The organism is Sporocytophaga sp. (assembly GCF_017745095.1).
GTDB lineage: Bacteria > Bacteroidota > Bacteroidia > Cytophagales > Cytophagaceae > Sporocytophaga.
In genome coordinates this window covers 41,923-57,869 of the sequence record NZ_JAGHZZ010000024.1, presented here as the reverse complement: position 1 = coordinate 57,869, position 15,947 = coordinate 41,923, and the positions used below count along the sequence as shown (strand labels likewise).

13 protein-coding genes are annotated in these 15,947 nt (G+C 37.4%); 5 read left to right on the top strand and 8 right to left on the bottom strand.

Annotation, left to right across the window (positions count from 1 at the left end; translation table 11 throughout):
* Positions 1–252: 252 nt before the first annotated feature.
* Positions 253–2,754 (bottom strand): glycoside hydrolase family 9 protein, encoded by a 2,502-nt coding sequence (locus tag J7604_RS22995; RefSeq protein ID WP_293901525.1) that lies wholly within the window; start codon positions 2,752–2,754, stop codon positions 253–255.
* Positions 2,755–2,853: 99 nt separating this feature from the next.
* Positions 2,854–3,957 carry an AraC family transcriptional regulator gene (locus tag J7604_RS22990; RefSeq protein WP_293901522.1) on the bottom strand — a complete coding sequence of 368 codons (1,104 nt, stop codon included), beginning with the start codon at positions 3,955–3,957 and terminating at the stop codon, positions 2,854–2,856.
* 81 nt (positions 3,958–4,038) lie between these two features.
* Here J7604_RS22990 and J7604_RS22985 point away from each other — a divergent pair, with 81 nt between their 5' ends.
* Positions 4,039–4,809, top strand: coding sequence for a helical backbone metal receptor (locus J7604_RS22985; protein ID WP_293901519.1), 771 nt, complete (start codon positions 4,039–4,041; stop codon positions 4,807–4,809).
* Positions 4,810–4,817: 8 nt separating this feature from the next.
* Positions 4,818–6,044, top strand: a complete 1,227-nt coding sequence (locus tag J7604_RS22980) for a tetratricopeptide repeat protein (protein ID WP_293901516.1) — start codon at positions 4,818–4,820, stop codon at positions 6,042–6,044.
* Between the two features lie 16 nt (positions 6,045–6,060).
* Here J7604_RS22980 and aroA read toward each other — a convergent pair whose 3' ends face one another.
* The 3 genes from aroA to J7604_RS22960 form a co-directional block, all read right to left on the bottom strand.
* The gene (aroA, locus tag J7604_RS27100; RefSeq protein WP_367113601.1) at positions 6,061–7,935 is read right to left on the bottom strand and encodes a 3-phosphoshikimate 1-carboxyvinyltransferase; all 1,875 of its coding nucleotides are present in this window, start codon (positions 7,933–7,935) and stop codon (positions 6,061–6,063) included.
* A gap of 2 nt (positions 7,936–7,937) precedes the next feature.
* Complete coding sequence (gene aroB / locus J7604_RS22965) at positions 7,938–8,975, bottom strand: 3-dehydroquinate synthase (RefSeq protein ID WP_293901513.1); 1,038 nt, start codon at positions 8,973–8,975, stop codon at positions 7,938–7,940.
* Positions 8,976–9,233: 258 nt separating this feature from the next.
* Complete coding sequence (locus J7604_RS22960; protein WP_028981634.1) at positions 9,234–10,340, bottom strand: chorismate mutase; 1,107 nt, start codon at positions 10,338–10,340, stop codon at positions 9,234–9,236.
* A 63-nt stretch (positions 10,341–10,403) separates the two neighbouring features.
* On the opposite strand from J7604_RS22960, the gene J7604_RS22955 reads away from it, so the two are divergent.
* Positions 10,404–11,588, top strand: a complete 1,185-nt coding sequence (locus J7604_RS22955; RefSeq protein ID WP_293901509.1) for a proline dehydrogenase family protein — start codon at positions 10,404–10,406, stop codon at positions 11,586–11,588.
* Between the two features lie 5 nt (positions 11,589–11,593).
* Here J7604_RS22955 and J7604_RS22950 read toward each other — a convergent pair whose 3' ends face one another.
* Positions 11,594–12,151, bottom strand: coding sequence for a sigma-70 family RNA polymerase sigma factor (locus J7604_RS22950; RefSeq protein WP_293901506.1), 558 nt, complete (start codon positions 12,149–12,151; stop codon positions 11,594–11,596).
* 205 nt (positions 12,152–12,356) lie between these two features.
* On the opposite strand from J7604_RS22950, the gene J7604_RS22945 reads away from it, so the two are divergent.
* Together J7604_RS22945 and J7604_RS22940 are read left to right on the top strand one after the other, a co-directional pair.
* Positions 12,357–12,803 carry a helix-turn-helix domain-containing protein gene (locus tag J7604_RS22945; protein ID WP_293901503.1) on the top strand — a complete coding sequence of 149 codons (447 nt, stop codon included), beginning with the start codon at positions 12,357–12,359 and terminating at the stop codon, positions 12,801–12,803.
* 63 nt (positions 12,804–12,866) lie between these two features.
* Positions 12,867–13,175, top strand: coding sequence for a hypothetical protein (locus J7604_RS22940; RefSeq protein WP_293901500.1), 309 nt, complete (start codon positions 12,867–12,869; stop codon positions 13,173–13,175).
* A gap of 85 nt (positions 13,176–13,260) precedes the next feature.
* On the opposite strand, the gene J7604_RS22935 is transcribed toward J7604_RS22940, so the two are convergent.
* Positions 13,261–14,013 carry a succinate dehydrogenase/fumarate reductase iron-sulfur subunit gene (locus tag J7604_RS22935; protein WP_293901497.1) on the bottom strand — a complete coding sequence of 251 codons (753 nt, stop codon included), beginning with the start codon at positions 14,011–14,013 and terminating at the stop codon, positions 13,261–13,263.
* A gap of 11 nt (positions 14,014–14,024) precedes the next feature.
* A complete protein-coding gene (locus J7604_RS22930; RefSeq protein WP_293901494.1) occupies positions 14,025–15,941 on the bottom strand; it encodes a fumarate reductase/succinate dehydrogenase flavoprotein subunit in 1,917 nt (638 codons plus the stop codon).
* Positions 15,942–15,947: the final 6 nt, after the last annotated feature.

The window sequence follows — 15,947 nt, the reverse complement described above, 5'->3', positions numbered from 1 at the left end:
TTTTTCGGGTAGAAAGCTCCAATTTTCGGGTAGAAAGCTCCAATTTTCGGGTAGAAAGCTCCAATTTTTGGGTAAAAAGCTCCAGTTTTCGGGTGGAAGCTCCAATTTTTAAGCGAAAAGCCTCAATATTCAAACGAAAAGGTCAAGACTGAGCTTTAATTTTGATGAACCAGTTTGAAGGGAAAGATGGCATTCGTGGGGATTAGAAAATCAGAAGGAAGCTTTTTGCCTCCTTCCTTTTTTTTAAAATCATTAATAAATATTCACCTTCATCCTTATCTGGTTTTCTTCCTTATCAAATATTAAAAGGTATAATCCTCCTGGTATTTCCTGAAATGCAAACTCCTGCTTTACCTCTGAAGAAAGGACTCCTTCCGCAATCTGATTTCCATTTGTATTCATCAGTTTCCATTGACCATTTTTAAATACCTGAGGAACGGCAATTTCAAAAGTCCCGTCATTTGGATTGGGATACAAGTCTATTTTTTCTTCTGAAATCTTTTTTTTTACAGGACTAAGCACTTTCTCAGTATATATACTTTTTAAGGCATTCAATGAGTACACCAATGCAGAGTTGATATTAATCGCGACCTCATTGGTAGGGGCGCTGCATTCATCATCGAGGTAGGTGAATGCTGGTATCGTAGTGGGATAATTACAAAAGCTGAGATCGTCATTATGAGGACCATTAACAATTAAACCTGGTACGGGCTCACTCACTGCATCCGCAAAGGAAATGCGATGATGAGGATGTTTAGGTGATTGAGTTCCAAAGCCTGTGACAAAGCAATAACTCAATGGATTTCTTCCAAGGAGATAATCGATATTAGATAATGCTGCGTTAAAATACTCCTTATTCTCCGTAAGCTCATATGCATGAAGCAAAATCATAGAATGGTTGGCAGCATTGGCATTACTGTTCCAACCAAAGTCCCAGGCCATAGCTCCCATTGAAATGGCATATGAAGATTTTTGGGCATGATCTTTTAGCACATTTGCAAATGATATCAAGCGGTTTTCTGCATGCTCGACTTCATAAGTTGAAAACTTGTCTTTGTTTTTTAATAATGAAATAATTCCCATAAACTCTGTGTTCGACCATTTAGGCACTTCAACAGGCCTGTCAGAAATATTTATTTTATTTAAATATTTCTGCTTCCCGGTCGCAATGTATAATTCCACCGCAGCCCAGAACCATTCATCCGCCCAATCTATATTATAACTTTGTAAGCCATAGTCACCTGTATGTACATCAGGATCATAGGTCTGGTTGATTAAATCCTGATCATATTGCTCATTAGGATGAGCAACAGCCCAATCCCATGCACTTTCAGCTTGGGTAAGCCAGGATTTTGCTTTGTCTGCTTTATATTCTGGAAATTGACCGTATATCCTGCTGGCTTTTGTCAACATAGAGGCAAAGATCAATGCAGCAGCAGTGGTTTTTTTGACTACATATCTTGGAGTAGTTGCTTCCGCAGGCATTACCATTGGGTCAAATTCTGCATTGGTAAGCTTATGGTACACGCCACCATCAGTGGGGTCCTGCATAGACTGAATCCATTCTATTTCCCAGAGAGCTTCATCAAGAATGTCTGGAAGATTATTATTACTTTCCGGAATCGCTAAATTTAAAGTATTGGTTTCAGTCTTGAAGTATTCCCATGATGAAAGCAGCTGCCATACTGATATTCCCGCAGGCACAACATACTTATTATAGTCTCCGGCATCATACCATCCTTTAGGGGAAGAGATAACCGTGCCTTCCGGTCTTTCAGAAGATGCAGCAGAGGAATGAATGAGAACATTCTCATCAGGATGGCCTTTTGCCCGGCTCCATTTTCCTCCATATGGTTCAGTTATGTCAATAGAAGCTCTGTTAAAATAAAAAGCTTTTATAGCAGCAGTTTGCAGACCATTCAAAACAGTATCACTTATCGTAAAGTCATAGGAAGCTTTTAATCCTTCGGCTAAAAGATAAAAATGCCCTTCCTGCTTCAGGTCGGAAAAGTCAGCTTTTACAACTGATTCTTCTGAATATTGCCATTTTAAAGGTGCAGATGTAATGCTCTTGAAAATAGGAGTTCCTGTTGCCTTTTCTATGATTTGAAAATTAAGTGTTTTATTGGAAGGAATGATAGCAATTTTCGCTGATTTGATAAGATAGCCTAGTTGATTTACTTTGGGCTGATAAATAATAGGATCATAGGGAAGCTTCACTGAATTAGAATCTCCGAAAATGATTTCATCTATATTAACCCATCCTGTATAATCAGGGCCACCTCCATTAAAGATAATGGCTAACTTGACAATCTCCTTACTGTCAACGGTATCATTTGCCGGCCAGCTTTGTTTAAATTTATTGGTATAATCCAAAGTGATCCATTTATATTCGGCTTCAGGGGAGACGGAAATTTTGGGATTATTGTCGTTCGTTTCTTTATTCGCCTTATCAAGTAACCTCAGTTCAAAGTTTACAGGATATTGAGTTTTGATTTTCACATACACAAAAGGACTAGAACTTAAATCTGTTTGAGGAAAATAACCCACAAAATTCTCATAGTCAGATCCAACAGATTGAGCATTGATGTTTAGTATACCATCCTTATTTTTGACAGTAAAGTCCGGATGACTATAGGAAGGTGCCCAATCATTGCTGTTAAAATCTAATCTGTATCCCTTAGATTGTGCGGCTGATTTATTGTAAAGGAAACAGATGAACAGAATTAAGGTAAGCAGGTTTCTTCGTATCATTTTTGGTATTTCTTTTTTTACACCAAATTCTGAAAAGAGACCTGAAATGGTTTTGCATTTTGCCACAGAATACTTCGCAAAAAGGTATTTATGAATGAATCAGGAGGTTTTTAACAGGTTTTTCCGATATTCATTCGGAGAGCATCCGAGATTTTCTTTAAACACTCTGTTGAAATGGGGAATGTTGGTGTATCCAACTATATATGCAATGTCGCTTATTTGTCTGTCAGTTTCTTCGAGTAACCTGCGAGCTTCCTGAAGTCTTATTGCATTAAGGTATTTTTTAGAAGTCGTATTTAGAGATGTTTTAAAAATTGAAGCTATTTTATTTTCCGTCATTCCCAGTTCTTTTTGAATCACTTCAGAATTAAGTTCTTCCCGATGGTAGTTCTCTGCCATGTATTGAATTAATTTTTGAGCCTCCTCATCAGCGATATTATTGACATTGAGTTTCTGATAAGGAAACTGATTGACTTCAGAGGATTTTCGCTTCAATTTTCCATAAAGGAATAGTATTCCATAAAATAGAAAAGTAAAGGATCCTATAATTGTTATAGGAATCCAATTGTTCTTTCCTGCTTTTATATAAGATACTTTAATTCTTTCCTTCACTCCGGTTTTTAGTAATTGGCAATTTTGTATGGAAAAAGAAGGTACTTGAGAATAATCCGGTGCACCGACTTTGCCTTCATTAACCTGCCACTTGGTAAACCACCAGCTTGGTGTTTTAAATTTGTTTATATAAAGTCTATAAACTTTTTGTTTTGGCAAATAATCAATCTCCTGTTCCATTTGGCGATAGCTTATGGCATCTTCTGGAGAGGAAAATCCTGGCACATTTACAAGAATATGAATAGGAATCCTTTTGGATTTATCCGCTTCCAGATCGATTTCCAGGTAGTCAAAACCAGACAAATCTACAAATCCTGATTCAGGAAAGATAGAAACTCCAAGGTAGGGGTAGGGAGCCCCATTATTTAAAGTGTATTCAAAAAGAAGTTTATGATTAGTAGTATCGAGAAGGTGAAGTTGCGAGTTTCCGTGATCATTTGGTTTGTCACTATAAGAGGCAGTTTTCATTCCCGGATAAATCATCCGGTCTGACTTGTATGAAATATACATAAATATTATTGCAGTGATAAGAGGCAGAAAGAATAGCACCTTAGCAAGCTTTCCCTTAAAAGGAATATTTATCTTTTTCATTGTCAGGAATAAAGTAACAAATTTACATAATTTTGAAGTGATAAAACTGAAGAATATATTCAAATTAACTAAGATGGATTTATGGATTCTATTCACACAGACATGCTTGGAAGAAAGCTGGTTCTAAATAAACCGGTAAAGAAGATCGTGAGTCTTGTCCCTTCAGTTACAGAATTTTTGTTCGATATAGGGCTTGAAAAGGAAGTGGTAGGAGTGACTAAATTCTGTAAATACCCTGATACAGTTTCGGATAAAATGAAAGTCGGTGGAACAAAAAATGTTGACATAGATAAGATAGATTCACTTAGCCCGGATCTGATTATTGCTCATAAAGAAGAAAACGAAAAATCAACAATAGATGAATTGCAGAAAAAATATCCGGTTTGGGTTGGCGAAGTAAAGACCATCGATGACGCATTTACAATGATGAATTGTTTAGGCTTAATGACAGGAAAGCATGAGGAAGTTGCAAATTTGGTAAAGGAAATTAAAGGCTCTATTTCCGGCTTCAAATCCTCAACAAATCTTCGGGCTTGTTATCTCATCTGGAAAAAACCATTTATGACAGTGGGAGGAGATACATTTATTAATGCAATGATGGAAAAGGCCGGTTTTGAAAATGTATTTAAAGATAGAAATAGATATCCAATAACAGATTTAGATGAAATTTCTGCGCTTGCACCGGATATAATTCTGTTATCTTCAGAGCCTTATTTCTTTAAGGAAAAAGACAAGGCGGAGATAGAACAACTCTGTTCCGGACAGACCGTTAAACTCGTTAACGGGGAAATTTTTTCCTGGTATGGAAGCAGAATGAGATTAGCATCAGATTATTTTAAATCTTTGTTTTAGTCCAAACAATGAAAAGAATTACATTTATTTTTTTACTGTTAATGCTCTCCAGACTCAGTTTTAGTCAGGTAACAGATCAAAAGGCTAAGACCTTGTATGAAAGCGGAATCCAGAAACTAAAAGAAGGGAAATTTCAGGAATCGGTTAATGATTTTACTGCGGCAATAGCTATTCAACCGGATTATCAGGAAGCTTTACTTGGAAGAACAGAAGCCAATGACAAATTGGGCAACAACTTCCAGTCAATGGAAGATCTCGACAAGCTTACAAAGCTGAATCCCAAAAACACAGATTATTTTTTTCGGAAAGCAAAACTAAAATCTAAGATTGGTCTGGATGATGAAGCGCTGTTGGATTATTCCCAGCTCATTATGGTTGACCCCAAGCACTTTCAAGCATTATATGAAAGAGGAATTTTGTATAACCTTATCGGAATGTATGAAGAGTCTTTTACGGATTTCAAAAAGTGTAGCGAAATAAAACCTACAGCCGAAATTTTATATACACTAGGAGTATTGAGTTATAGATTGGGAAGAGATTCGGAGGCTGTTAATTATTTTACCAAATCGATAACTTTCGATAGTCAAAATAAGAACTATTTCATCTATCGTGCAAAAGGAAATAACAGGCTTGGAAATTATAATCAGGCTATGGCCGATGTAAAGATTGCAATGAAGCTTGCCCCTGAAGATGGAGAGGTATATTTTATTCTCGGAATGACATATCAGTATCTGAGAGATTTTACAAATGCGCTTGCAGCCTTGGATAAAGCTATTACGATCAAGAAGGATGAGTTTGATTTTTACTTTTTCAGAGCTTCAATAAGGACGAACCTTGGAAGTTTGCAGTCGGCGATAGAAGATTATGACCAAAGTTCTAAGTTAATTCCAGATAAAATGGATGTTTATTTAAACAGAGGAAATCTTTATATGAAGCTGAATAATTTTGATAAGGCAGAAGCTGATTACACTAAATATCTAGAACTCAATCCGGGAAACTTCTCACTTTATCAAAAACGTGCCGAGGCAAATATCGGAAGAAGCAAATTCAGAGAAGCAGTAAACGATCTTAATACTTTGATAGAAATAAGATCTTCCAGTGCACAGGCACATTATTTAAGAGGAGTGGCTAAGCTTAACCTGAATGAAAAAGAAGAAGCCTGTAAAGATCTAACGAAGGCAATTGAGTTAGGATCTTCACAGGCTTCAGAATTGATCAAAGCAAATTGCAATTGATCAGATATTTATTGGATTAGAAATTAAATCCTGCTTTTTCTAGATCTTCCCAGAAATGAGGATAAGATTTCTCTACTACTTCAGGGTTTTCAATTTTAATTGGACCTAATACAGCCAGAGGAGCGAAGGCCATAGCCATACGGTGATCTTCATAAGTATCAACTTCCTGACCGTTTACTTCGAAGTCTCCTTTTACTATTTTGTATACAGAGTTTTCTTCAACTTCAACCAGCTCGCTTCCGAATTTCTTAAGTTCGTTTTGAAGAGCAGTGATTCTGTCGGTCTCTTTTATTCTAAGACTGTCAAGACCTGTAAGAGTAAGTTCAATACCTTTAGCTGCAGCAACTACAGCAATAGTTTGAGCAAGATCAGGATTGTCTGAGAAATCAAGTGATTCCACGCCTTTTACTTCTTGGTTTTCAAGAGCGATTCCTTCTTCAAGGTACGTTGTTTTTACTCCTAAAAGATCCATGAAGTCAGCGATTTTGCTGTCGCCCTGGATTGAACCATATTTGTAACCGCTTAGCTCAATTTTAGCATCAGGTGACAAAGCAGCTATAGCATACCAGTAGCTCGCAGCAGACCAATCGGATTCCACTGTATAATCAGCAGGTATAAATTCCTGATTTTTGATTGTTATATAATTACCTTCCCATTCGCTTTCAATTCCAAAATGGAAAAGAAGATCAAGAGTCATTTCGATATATGGTTTAGAGCTTACTTTTCCTGTAAGTTCAAGAACCAAACCGTTTGGAAGCAGAGGAGCGATCATCAGAAGAGCAGAAATGTACTGGCTGCTCACATCGCCTCTAATTTGAATTCTGTTATTCTCAGCTTTTTCTTTATCAAAACCTGAAAGTTTAATAGGAGGGAAGCCTTCTTTTCCTTCATATTCGATTTCAGCACCAAGTTGTCTTAATGCATCTACAAGAAGTCCTATAGGTCTTTCCTTCATTCTTTTTGTACCAGTAAGAACTACTTCTTTTCCAGTTACTGCGCAATATGCAGTAAGGAATCTCATTGTAGTGCCGGCATCAAGCACATCCAGTTCTTGTTCATCAGATTTAAGAAGACGGATAAGTGTCTGGGTATCTCTGGCATTTGAAAGGTTTTCAAGTTTCGCAGAACCACCTGCGAGCGCATTTATAACCAATACACGGTTACTTTCGCTCTTAGAAGCAGGAGGGTTGATTGCAACCTCAATAGTTTGAGATAGTTTGTTGATGCTTAGAACGTTTTCCTGAACAGAAGGAGTTGTTTGCTCTGCCAGTGTAATCTCGGGTTGAACCGGAGTTATTACTTGTTCTGAAGTTACTTTTTTAGTTGCAGGCTTTTTAGCGACTGTCTTTTTAGCGACTGTCTTCTTAGCAACAGCCTTTTTAGCTACTACTGCTTTTTTAGCAACAGTCTTCTTGGCAACAGTCTTTTTAGCTACTACTGCTTTCTTAGCAACAGTTTTCTTAGCAACAGCCTTTTTAGCTATTACAGCTTTTTTAGCGGTAGTTTTTTTAGCTACTGCTTTTTTGCTAACGGCTTTTTTTGAAACTGCTTTCTTAGCAACAGCTTTTTTGCCGGCTACCTTTTTGCTAACTGCTTTTTTAGCTGTAGCTTTTTTAGCTACTGCCTTTTTAACAGCAGCTTTTTTACCAGCAGCTTTCTTAGCAACTGCTTTTTTAGCAGTAGTCTTTTTGGATGCGACCTTTTTGGTAGCAGCTTTTTTGCCAGTAGCTTTTTTAGCAACTGTTTTTTTAGCGGCTGTTTTTTTGCTTGCAGCTTTCTTAGCTGTAGCCTTTTTCGCAGCTGCTTTCTTCGCGGTAGCTTTCTTGCCCGCTGCTTTTTTTACGGCTGCTTTCTTGGCCGTTGTTTTAGCTTTCAGTTTCTTTTTTGCCATTTTTATAAAGAATAAAAACGAATTGAATCCATTATGTCTTTAAATGTAAGAGGATGGTTATAGGTTGAATGCCCTATCGGGTTTAATAAGGAACCTAGTATTTCATCTTGCTCATTTTTTTTGTCCTGCAAAGTTAAAGGTAGAATTTTTTCCGAATCGTATTCAAAAATTTCTGTTTTTCCAAAAATTGCAATGATATAATTTTTTATTTCATTCAGTTCCTGTTGTGATATAAAGCCTTTTTTCATTGATATATATGCCTCGCAAATCATTCCTATTGCAATTGCCTCGCCATGTAGCAATTTTTTATGAGGTATATTCAGGAAGTAGCTTTCTATCGCATGGCCAATCGTATGGCCAAAGTTCAGAATTTTTCTCAGTCCTTTTTCCTCAGGATCTTCTTCTGTAACTTTTTTCTTGATCAGCACTGAATGTTCTACCAGATTTTGCCACTCTTGCTGAGCCAGACTCTTTTGTCTGATCTCTTCCCACTTGCTCTTATCAGCTATGAGTGTATGTTTTATTATTTCAGCAAACCCGGAACGTAGTTCATTGTTTGGTAAAGTCTTTAGAAAAATAGTATCGATAAGCACTGCATCAGGAATACGAAAGACTCCTATATGGTTTTTGAACAGATGAAAATCAATACCTAATTTGCCTCCCACACTTGCATCCACTTGTGCCAGTAGGGTGGTAGGCACTTGCACAAATGATATTCCCCTTTTGTATGTAGCAGCACAAAAACCGCCCATATCCCCAATAACGCCTCCGCCCAGATTGATAAGCAATGCCTTTCTGTCAAGTCTAAGGTCTGTGAGCTTGTCCCAAATGTACTCACAAGTGCGCAAATTCTTTTGCTCTTCACCACTTTTTATTACAATTATTTGTTCTTCCGGTAGGTTCATGCCTAGAACGGGAAAACAATATTTGTATGTATTTTCATCTGCAAGCAATACAATTTTAGAAAATTTTCTTTCCTTCAAAAACTTGTTCAGTTCTTCTCTGATGCCTGTTGTGATGACTACTAATTGGTTGCTCATGAATTTTTAAACTTATGCTGTTAAGGTTTTTCTGAATAAAAGATTAGGTCCAAAGTCTTTAGAAAACTTCTGCTTAGCTTGATTTTAAAGGGGAGGCAGAAATGTGTTCTAAAGAAAAATTCAGATTTTTATTCCAGTGTACCTTAACACAAGTACAAAAATAAACCCGCAAAGTTAATAACCTTGCGGGTTTAAAGATTTTTTTTTTCACAAAGGCATTGAAGTTGAAATCAATGCCCCAAAGTAAAAAGACAAGAATTAAGCTTTAGAAGCGACAGCTTTCATGATCTCTGTCTGCTTTCTTATGCTTTCTTCGTGAATGATTTTATAGATTTCTATAATGTATTCAGGGTTCAGACTCATCTTTGTTGCAAGATCAGCTCTGTTCTTCATGATGTCATCCCATCTCTTAACCTGATAGGTTGTCACATTATTTTCTCTCTTATATTCTCCGATCTTCTCAACGATAGCCATTCTTGCTGCAAGAACTTCGATAAGCTCTCTGTCAAGATTGTCTATTTTCTTTCTTAAATCGTCAAGGTGATCGTTAAAGTCTTTGTCAGAAGAAGAGTCTTTTCTAACTTTTAGCTCAGAAAGAATTTCCTCAAGTCTAGCTGGAGTTACTTGCTGATCTGCATCGCTCCATGCTTTCTCAGGTGTGATGTGTGTTTCAATCATCAAACCATCAAAGTTAAGATCAAGTGCTTTTTGAGAAATTTCAAATATAAGATCTCTTTTTCCTCCGATATGGCTAGGGTCACAGATGATAGGAATCTGTGGAGCTATTCTTCTTAGCTCAATAGGAATTTGCCACATTGGAATATTTCTGAATTTTGATTTATCAGATGTTGCAAATCCTCTATGGATAGCTGCAAGGTCTCTTATACCAGCTCTATATAGTCTTTCGAATGCTCCGATCCACAATGGAAGTTCTGGGTGGGTTGGGTTTTTAACCAAAACCGCAACGTTCTTTACACCTTGAAGCGCATCTGCCATCTCCTGCACAGAGAATGGGCTAACAGTTGTTCTAGCACCGATCCAAAGTACATCGATTCCATATTTCAGAGCTTCTTCAACATGTTGTGTATTTGCAACTTCAGTTCCTACTGGTATGCCAAGTTCTTTTTTTACATCGGCTAGCCATTTCAAACCTTCTGCACCTGCACCTTCAAAGCTGTTAGGTCTAGTTCTGGGTTTCCAGATACCTGCTCTAAGGACATCTACTTTTCCTAGGTCTTTTAACAGTTTCGCAGTTGCCATTAACTGTTCCGGCGTTTCAGCACTGCAAGGCCCTGCAATGACAAGTGGTTTGCCCTTTACTTTTGCCCACTTCTCTAAGGGATTTACTTGTAAGTTAACTTCCATAATTTTTTTCAAAGAATAAATTAGACCAACAATTCATTGTCCATTGTCGTTCTTATCTAACGTATGGACAATCACAACCTTGTATCTTTTGACGACACTTCGGCAGCTTTTTCTTCCCGTCCTGATCGTGAGCTAAAAAAAATGAATTTCTTATTCACAATTATGGGGATGGGTAAGTTAACAAAGATAGGCAGTTATTTTGTAAAAAGTGCACTAAAATGGAAACTTCCTGTTAAAAAAGTAATAAAAAATACACTTTTTAATCATTTCTGTGGAGGAGAAAATTTGGATGAATGCAAAAATGCAATCGATAAGCTTAGTTCTTCGGGAATTAAAACAATTTTAGACTATGCCGTAGAAGCTGAAAGCTCCATGGCAGCTTATGACCATACTATGGAAGTGCTTCGAAAATCCATAGATTTAGCGGCTTCAGACCAGAATATTCCATTTGTTGTATTTAAAATGACAGCATTATGTCGTTTTTCCATTTTAGAAAAAACTCAAAGTGGTATTGAATTAAATTTTACTGAAAAAGAAGAATTCTCTCATTTCAATCAAATGGTAGAAAAAATTGCAGCTTATGCCTCTAGTGCTGGAGTCAGACTGATGGTTGATGCAGAGGAAAGCTGGATTCAGGATACCATCGACGCTGTTACTTTGAAATTAATGAGTCAATATAATAAAAATAATGTGCTGATTTTTAGGACTTTTCAAATGTATAGAGTGGATATGCCTTTTCTTTTAAGCTATGCGTTAAAATCAGCAAAGGAAAGCGGTTATAAACTAGGGATAAAACTTGTGCGAGGGGCTTATATGGAAAAGGAGCGTAAAAGGGCTTTGGATTTGGGATACCCTTCTCCCATTTTTCCCACTAAGGAGGAAACCGATCAGGCTTTTAATGAGGCTCTCGAGTTTTGCCTTAATAACCTTAGTCATTTAGCAATTGTTTCAGGAAGTCACAATGAGGAGAGTAACTTGTTTCAGACTAAAATTATGGCATCGATGAAACTGAATAATAATGATAACAGAGTCTATTTTGCCCAGCTTTATGGCATGGGAGATCATATCTCCTTTAATTTGGCAAGGAAAAGGTTCAATGTAGGGAAGTACTTACCCTTTGGACCATTGGAGGCTGTGATGCCTTATCTGCTTCGGAGAGCGGAAGAAAATAAATCTATTAAAGGTCAGACAGGGCGCGAGCTTTCGCTCATTAGGAAAGAATTAGAAAGAAGAAAACTCAAGCTTTAATTAGATTAGATTTGTTGTAATTGATCTACTTTTTCACCTTTCCCTAATAGAGTTTTAAGGATTTTTTTCGCATTAAAAAACTGAGATTTGGAGGTCCCTTCCGAAATTTGCATTAATTCACTGATTTCTTTGTGAGAATATCCTTCTATAACAAAAAGGTTGAATACCATTCTGGAACCCTCTGGCAATTTGTGTATTACACTCATTAATTCTTCCCCCGACATTTTTTCAATAACATCGTCGTCAGTGAACACTGGTAAATTAAATGATTCAGGTTCTGATAAAGAAGATAAGTATTTTCTTTTGCGGAATTCTTTGATGGCATTATTGGTAATGATGCGACGCATCCAACCTTCTACAGAACCTTTCTCTTCAAATGAATGAAGACTCTGAAAAATTTTAATCATAGACTCCTGGAACAGGTCTTCCGCATCTTCTCTGCAGGAAGAATACCTGAGGCAAACAGTCATAAGTTTTTTTGAATATAGCTTAAAAAGTGCTTCCTGTGCAATAGAGTCGTTTTTCTTACATCCTCTTATAATTTCCTCTATAGACAGGTGCATACTTGAAATTAGGTATTGCTTTGGTTTTTGAATTCAAACATTAAACTAACACTTGTTTCTTTTTGAAACAAGTAATAGTGGGAATTTATTAAATATTGTACGCGTTGTTTGCCAAAAGGATTTATTGGTATTAATTTTTTTTTAATATGTTGCTTTAAGAAACAAATTGGTTGTTTTTGTGGTACAAATTGTTTAAATAGTGAGTATGGATGGCGTAAATTTTTATAAAGTGCTAAAAGAGTTGAGGTTGGAAGAAAACCTTACTCAGGAAGATATTTCCAATCTACTCCATATAGATAGAAGTAATATCGCCAATTACGAAAGAGGAAAGCGCCTTCCTTCGATAGAATCCCTAATAAAAATTGCAGAATTTTTCAATGTTTCTTTAGATCACCTTATTCTTGGAAAGAGATTTGGAGCTGAAAAAGGGGAGGAAGGAGAAATCTATTCCCAGGAAACAATCCGTGAACTGATGGCAGATAATACTGCGCTTATGGAAGAACAACTCCGTCTTTCCGAAATAGTAGCTCAAAAGGAGGAAGAAATCAAGATTCTGAAGAATTATCTGAATTCAGTAAAGGAATATAATAATTTTTTGGAGAGTAAAATTAATTCCATTGAAAATCAAATAATAAAGGGTGGAGCTGAGTAAGATTTAAACCTTCCCTTCCTTAATCAGGTTAAACTTTTAGATAATTTGGAAAGGGAAGATATTATGAAATGGTTGTTTGGATTAATTGCTTTCTTGGGTATTTCAGTATTTTCATATGGTCAGGGAGAAGCAGCGAAAGAGTCGGAAGAAGATGTCTCTATAAGCTGTGCTTGGGTAGATAATGAAAATATTGTTTGCTTTGCAGTACCTGAGGGAGAAGGGGGGGCGACAGATTCCTTAAATCAAGACGGGGTTGAAGTGGAAGAGGAAATTATTCCTAAAGAAACTCCAATTCCTAACTCAAATTCTAAAAGGGATGATGGTGGGAGCAATAGCAATGTTGTTGTGGAGAAAAGAAAAATTCGCCTTTAGAAGCTAAGCTTGTATTTATTACAAATTATAAAAAAGGCGGCTCTTATTTAGGAGTCGCCTTTTTATTATTTTAAATGTAATGATATTAAACGTTTTTAGAGCTTGCTTTAGCGGCATAATACTCTCTATTCATTGTTGCAATTGTGTCTTGAGAGATTTCTTTTGGACACTCTACAGAACAAGCTCCGGTATTAGTGCAAGCACCAAATCCTTCTGCTTCCATTTGTGCTACCATTTTCTCAACCCTTGCAGCTCTTTCAACCTGTCCTTGTGGTAATAGAGCTAGTTGAGTAATTTTTGCGGCAACGAAAAGTGAAGCTGATGCATTTTTACAGGAAGCTACACATGCTCCGCAACCTATACAAGTAGCAGCATCAAAAGCAGCATCTGCATCTATTTTCGAAATTGGAATTGCATTGGCATCAGGAACTCCTCCTGTGTTAACAGAAACAAATCCACCAGCATTGATAATCCTGTCAAACGCACCTCTGTCAACTACAAGATCTTTTACAACCGGGAATGCAGAAGCTCTCCATGGTTCAACAACGATTGTGTCCCCATCTTTGAAGCTGCGCATATGGAGCTGACAGGTAGTGATACCCGTTTTGGGTCCGTGCGCTCTTCCATTAATATACATACTGCACATACCACAGATACCTTCGCGGCAGTCATGGTCAAAAGCGATAGGCTCATCTCCTTTGCTTATAAGGTCCTCGTTCAGAACGTCGAACATTTCAAGGAAAGACATGTCTGGAGATACATCTTTTACATTGTAAGAGACCATCTTGCCTTCAGATTTGGAATTTTTCTGACGCCAGACTTTTACAGTTAAGTTCATTGTTCCGCTCATTATTTGTAACTTCTCTGGGTTAATTTAACAGTTTCAAACTTTAGGTTTTCTTTGTGAAGCTCTTCTGCCTTATCCTCTCCTTTAAACTCCCAGGCTGCTACATAGGCATAGTTTTCATCATCTCTTTTTGCTTCGTTTTCTTCAGTCTGATATTCTTCTCTGAAGTGTCCTCCGCATGATTCGTTTCTGTTCAGGGCGTCTTCCACCATTAGAGCTCCTAGTTCTATAAAGTCAGCAACTCTACCAGCTTTTTCAAGACTTTGATTGAGTTCTTCGCCTTCCCCTAGAACTTTAACGTTTTTCCAGAAATCTTCTTTTAAATCTTTTATTAATCCTTTTGCCTTTGTAAGACCTTCAGCATTTCTAGCCATTCCGCAATAGTCCCACATGATTCTACCAAGTTCTCTATGGTAGTGCGTTACGCTTTTAGTTCCTTTTATAGAAAGGAATTTTTTCGTTAGTGCTTTAACTTTGTCTTCTGCTTCTTTAAAGGCCGGATGGTTTTTATCAACAGGTTTAGTACCAAGTCCTGCAAGATAATCTCCTACAGTATAAGGGATTACAAAGTATCCATCAGCAAGTCCTTGCATCAGGGCGCTGGCTCCAAGTCTGTTAGCTCCGTGGTCAGAGAAGTTAGCTTCTCCAAGTGCATAAAGTCCAGGGATTGTTGTCATTAGATTGTAATCAACCCAAAGCCCACCCATTGTATAGTGAACTGCAGGATAAATACGCATTGGAGATTTGTAAGGATTTTCACCGGTAATCTGAGCGTACATGTCAAACAAGTTACCATATTTTGCTCGTACTGAATTTTCACCAAGTCTCTTAATGGCGTCGGCAAAATCAAGATAAACAGCTAGTCCGCTTGAACCTACGCCTTTGTTGGCATCACACTGCTCTTTTGCATTTCTTGAAGCAACGTCTCTTGGAACAAGGTTTCCGAAAGATGGGTATTTTCTTTCAAGGAAATAATCTCTTTCATCTTCAGGTATTTCCGAAGGATTTCTTTTGTCTCCTACTTTTTTAGGAACCCAAACCCTTCCGTCATTTCTTAAGCTTTCACTCATCAAGGTCAGTTTTGACTGATGATCTCCAGAAACAGGAATACATGTAGGGTGAATCTGAGTAAAGCATGGGTTGGCAAAGAATGCACCTTTTTTGTGAGCTCTCCATGCCGCAGTAACGTTAGAGCCCTGTGCATTTGTTGAAAGGTAGAATACGTTTCCATATCCACCGGTACATAAAAGAACTGCGTGGCCTGCATGTGAAGCGATCTCACCCGTTACGAGGTCTCTAGTAACTATACCTTTTGCAGCTCCGTCGATCATTACCAGATCCAGCATTTCTGTTCTGGAGTACATTTTAACTTTACCCAGACCGATTTGTCTTGATAATGCGCTGTATGCTCCAAGAAGCAATTGCTGACCAGTTTGTCCTCTTGCATAAAAGGTTCTTGAAACCTGAGCTCCTCCAAATGATCTGTTATCCAGAAGTCCTCCATATTCTCTTGCAAAAGGCACTCCCTGAGCAACGCACTGATCAATTATATTTACACTGACCTCTGCAAGTCTGTAAACGTTTCCTTCTCTAGCTCTATAGTCTCCACCTTTTACAGTATCATAGAATAATCTGAAAATACTATCGCCATCATTTTGATAATTTTTTGCGGCATTGATACCGCCCTGAGCTGCAATACTGTGTGCTCTTCTAGGGCTATCCTGAAAACAGAATGCTTTTACATTATAACCAAGTTCCGCAAGAGTAGCTGCGGCAGAAGCTCCGGCCAAACCGGTTCCGACCACTATAATATCATATTTTCTTTTATTAGCAGGGTTTACAAGCTTCAGATTGAATTTATGCTTGGTCCATTTCTCTGCTACAGGTCCTTCAGGAATTTTAGAATCTAATTTCGTCATATCAAT

Coding starts and splice junctions, on each gene's coding strand:
- J7604_RS22995 (WP_293901525.1), bottom strand. CDS start 2,754: ATGATACGAAGAAACCTGCTTACCTTAATTCTGTTCATCTGTTTCCTT.
- J7604_RS22990 (WP_293901522.1), bottom strand. CDS start 3,957: ATGAAAAAGATAAATATTCCTTTTAAGGGAAAGCTTGCTAAGGTGCTA.
- J7604_RS22985 (WP_293901519.1), top strand. CDS start 4,039: ATGGATTCTATTCACACAGACATGCTTGGAAGAAAGCTGGTTCTAAAT.
- J7604_RS22980 (WP_293901516.1), top strand. CDS start 4,818: ATGAAAAGAATTACATTTATTTTTTTACTGTTAATGCTCTCCAGACTC.
- aroA (WP_367113601.1), bottom strand. CDS start 7,935: ATGGCAAAAAAGAAACTGAAAGCTAAAACAACGGCCAAGAAAGCAGCC.
- aroB (WP_293901513.1), bottom strand. CDS start 8,975: ATGAGCAACCAATTAGTAGTCATCACAACAGGCATCAGAGAAGAACTG.
- J7604_RS22960 (WP_028981634.1), bottom strand. CDS start 10,340: ATGGAAGTTAACTTACAAGTAAATCCCTTAGAGAAGTGGGCAAAAGTA.
- J7604_RS22955 (WP_293901509.1), top strand. CDS start 10,404: ATGGACAATCACAACCTTGTATCTTTTGACGACACTTCGGCAGCTTTT.
- J7604_RS22950 (WP_293901506.1), bottom strand. CDS start 12,151: ATGCACCTGTCTATAGAGGAAATTATAAGAGGATGTAAGAAAAACGAC.
- J7604_RS22945 (WP_293901503.1), top strand. CDS start 12,357: ATGGATGGCGTAAATTTTTATAAAGTGCTAAAAGAGTTGAGGTTGGAA.
- J7604_RS22940 (WP_293901500.1), top strand. CDS start 12,867: ATGAAATGGTTGTTTGGATTAATTGCTTTCTTGGGTATTTCAGTATTT.
- J7604_RS22935 (WP_293901497.1), bottom strand. CDS start 14,013: ATGAACTTAACTGTAAAAGTCTGGCGTCAGAAAAATTCCAAATCTGAA.
- J7604_RS22930 (WP_293901494.1), bottom strand. CDS start 15,941: ATGACGAAATTAGATTCTAAAATTCCTGAAGGACCTGTAGCAGAGAAA.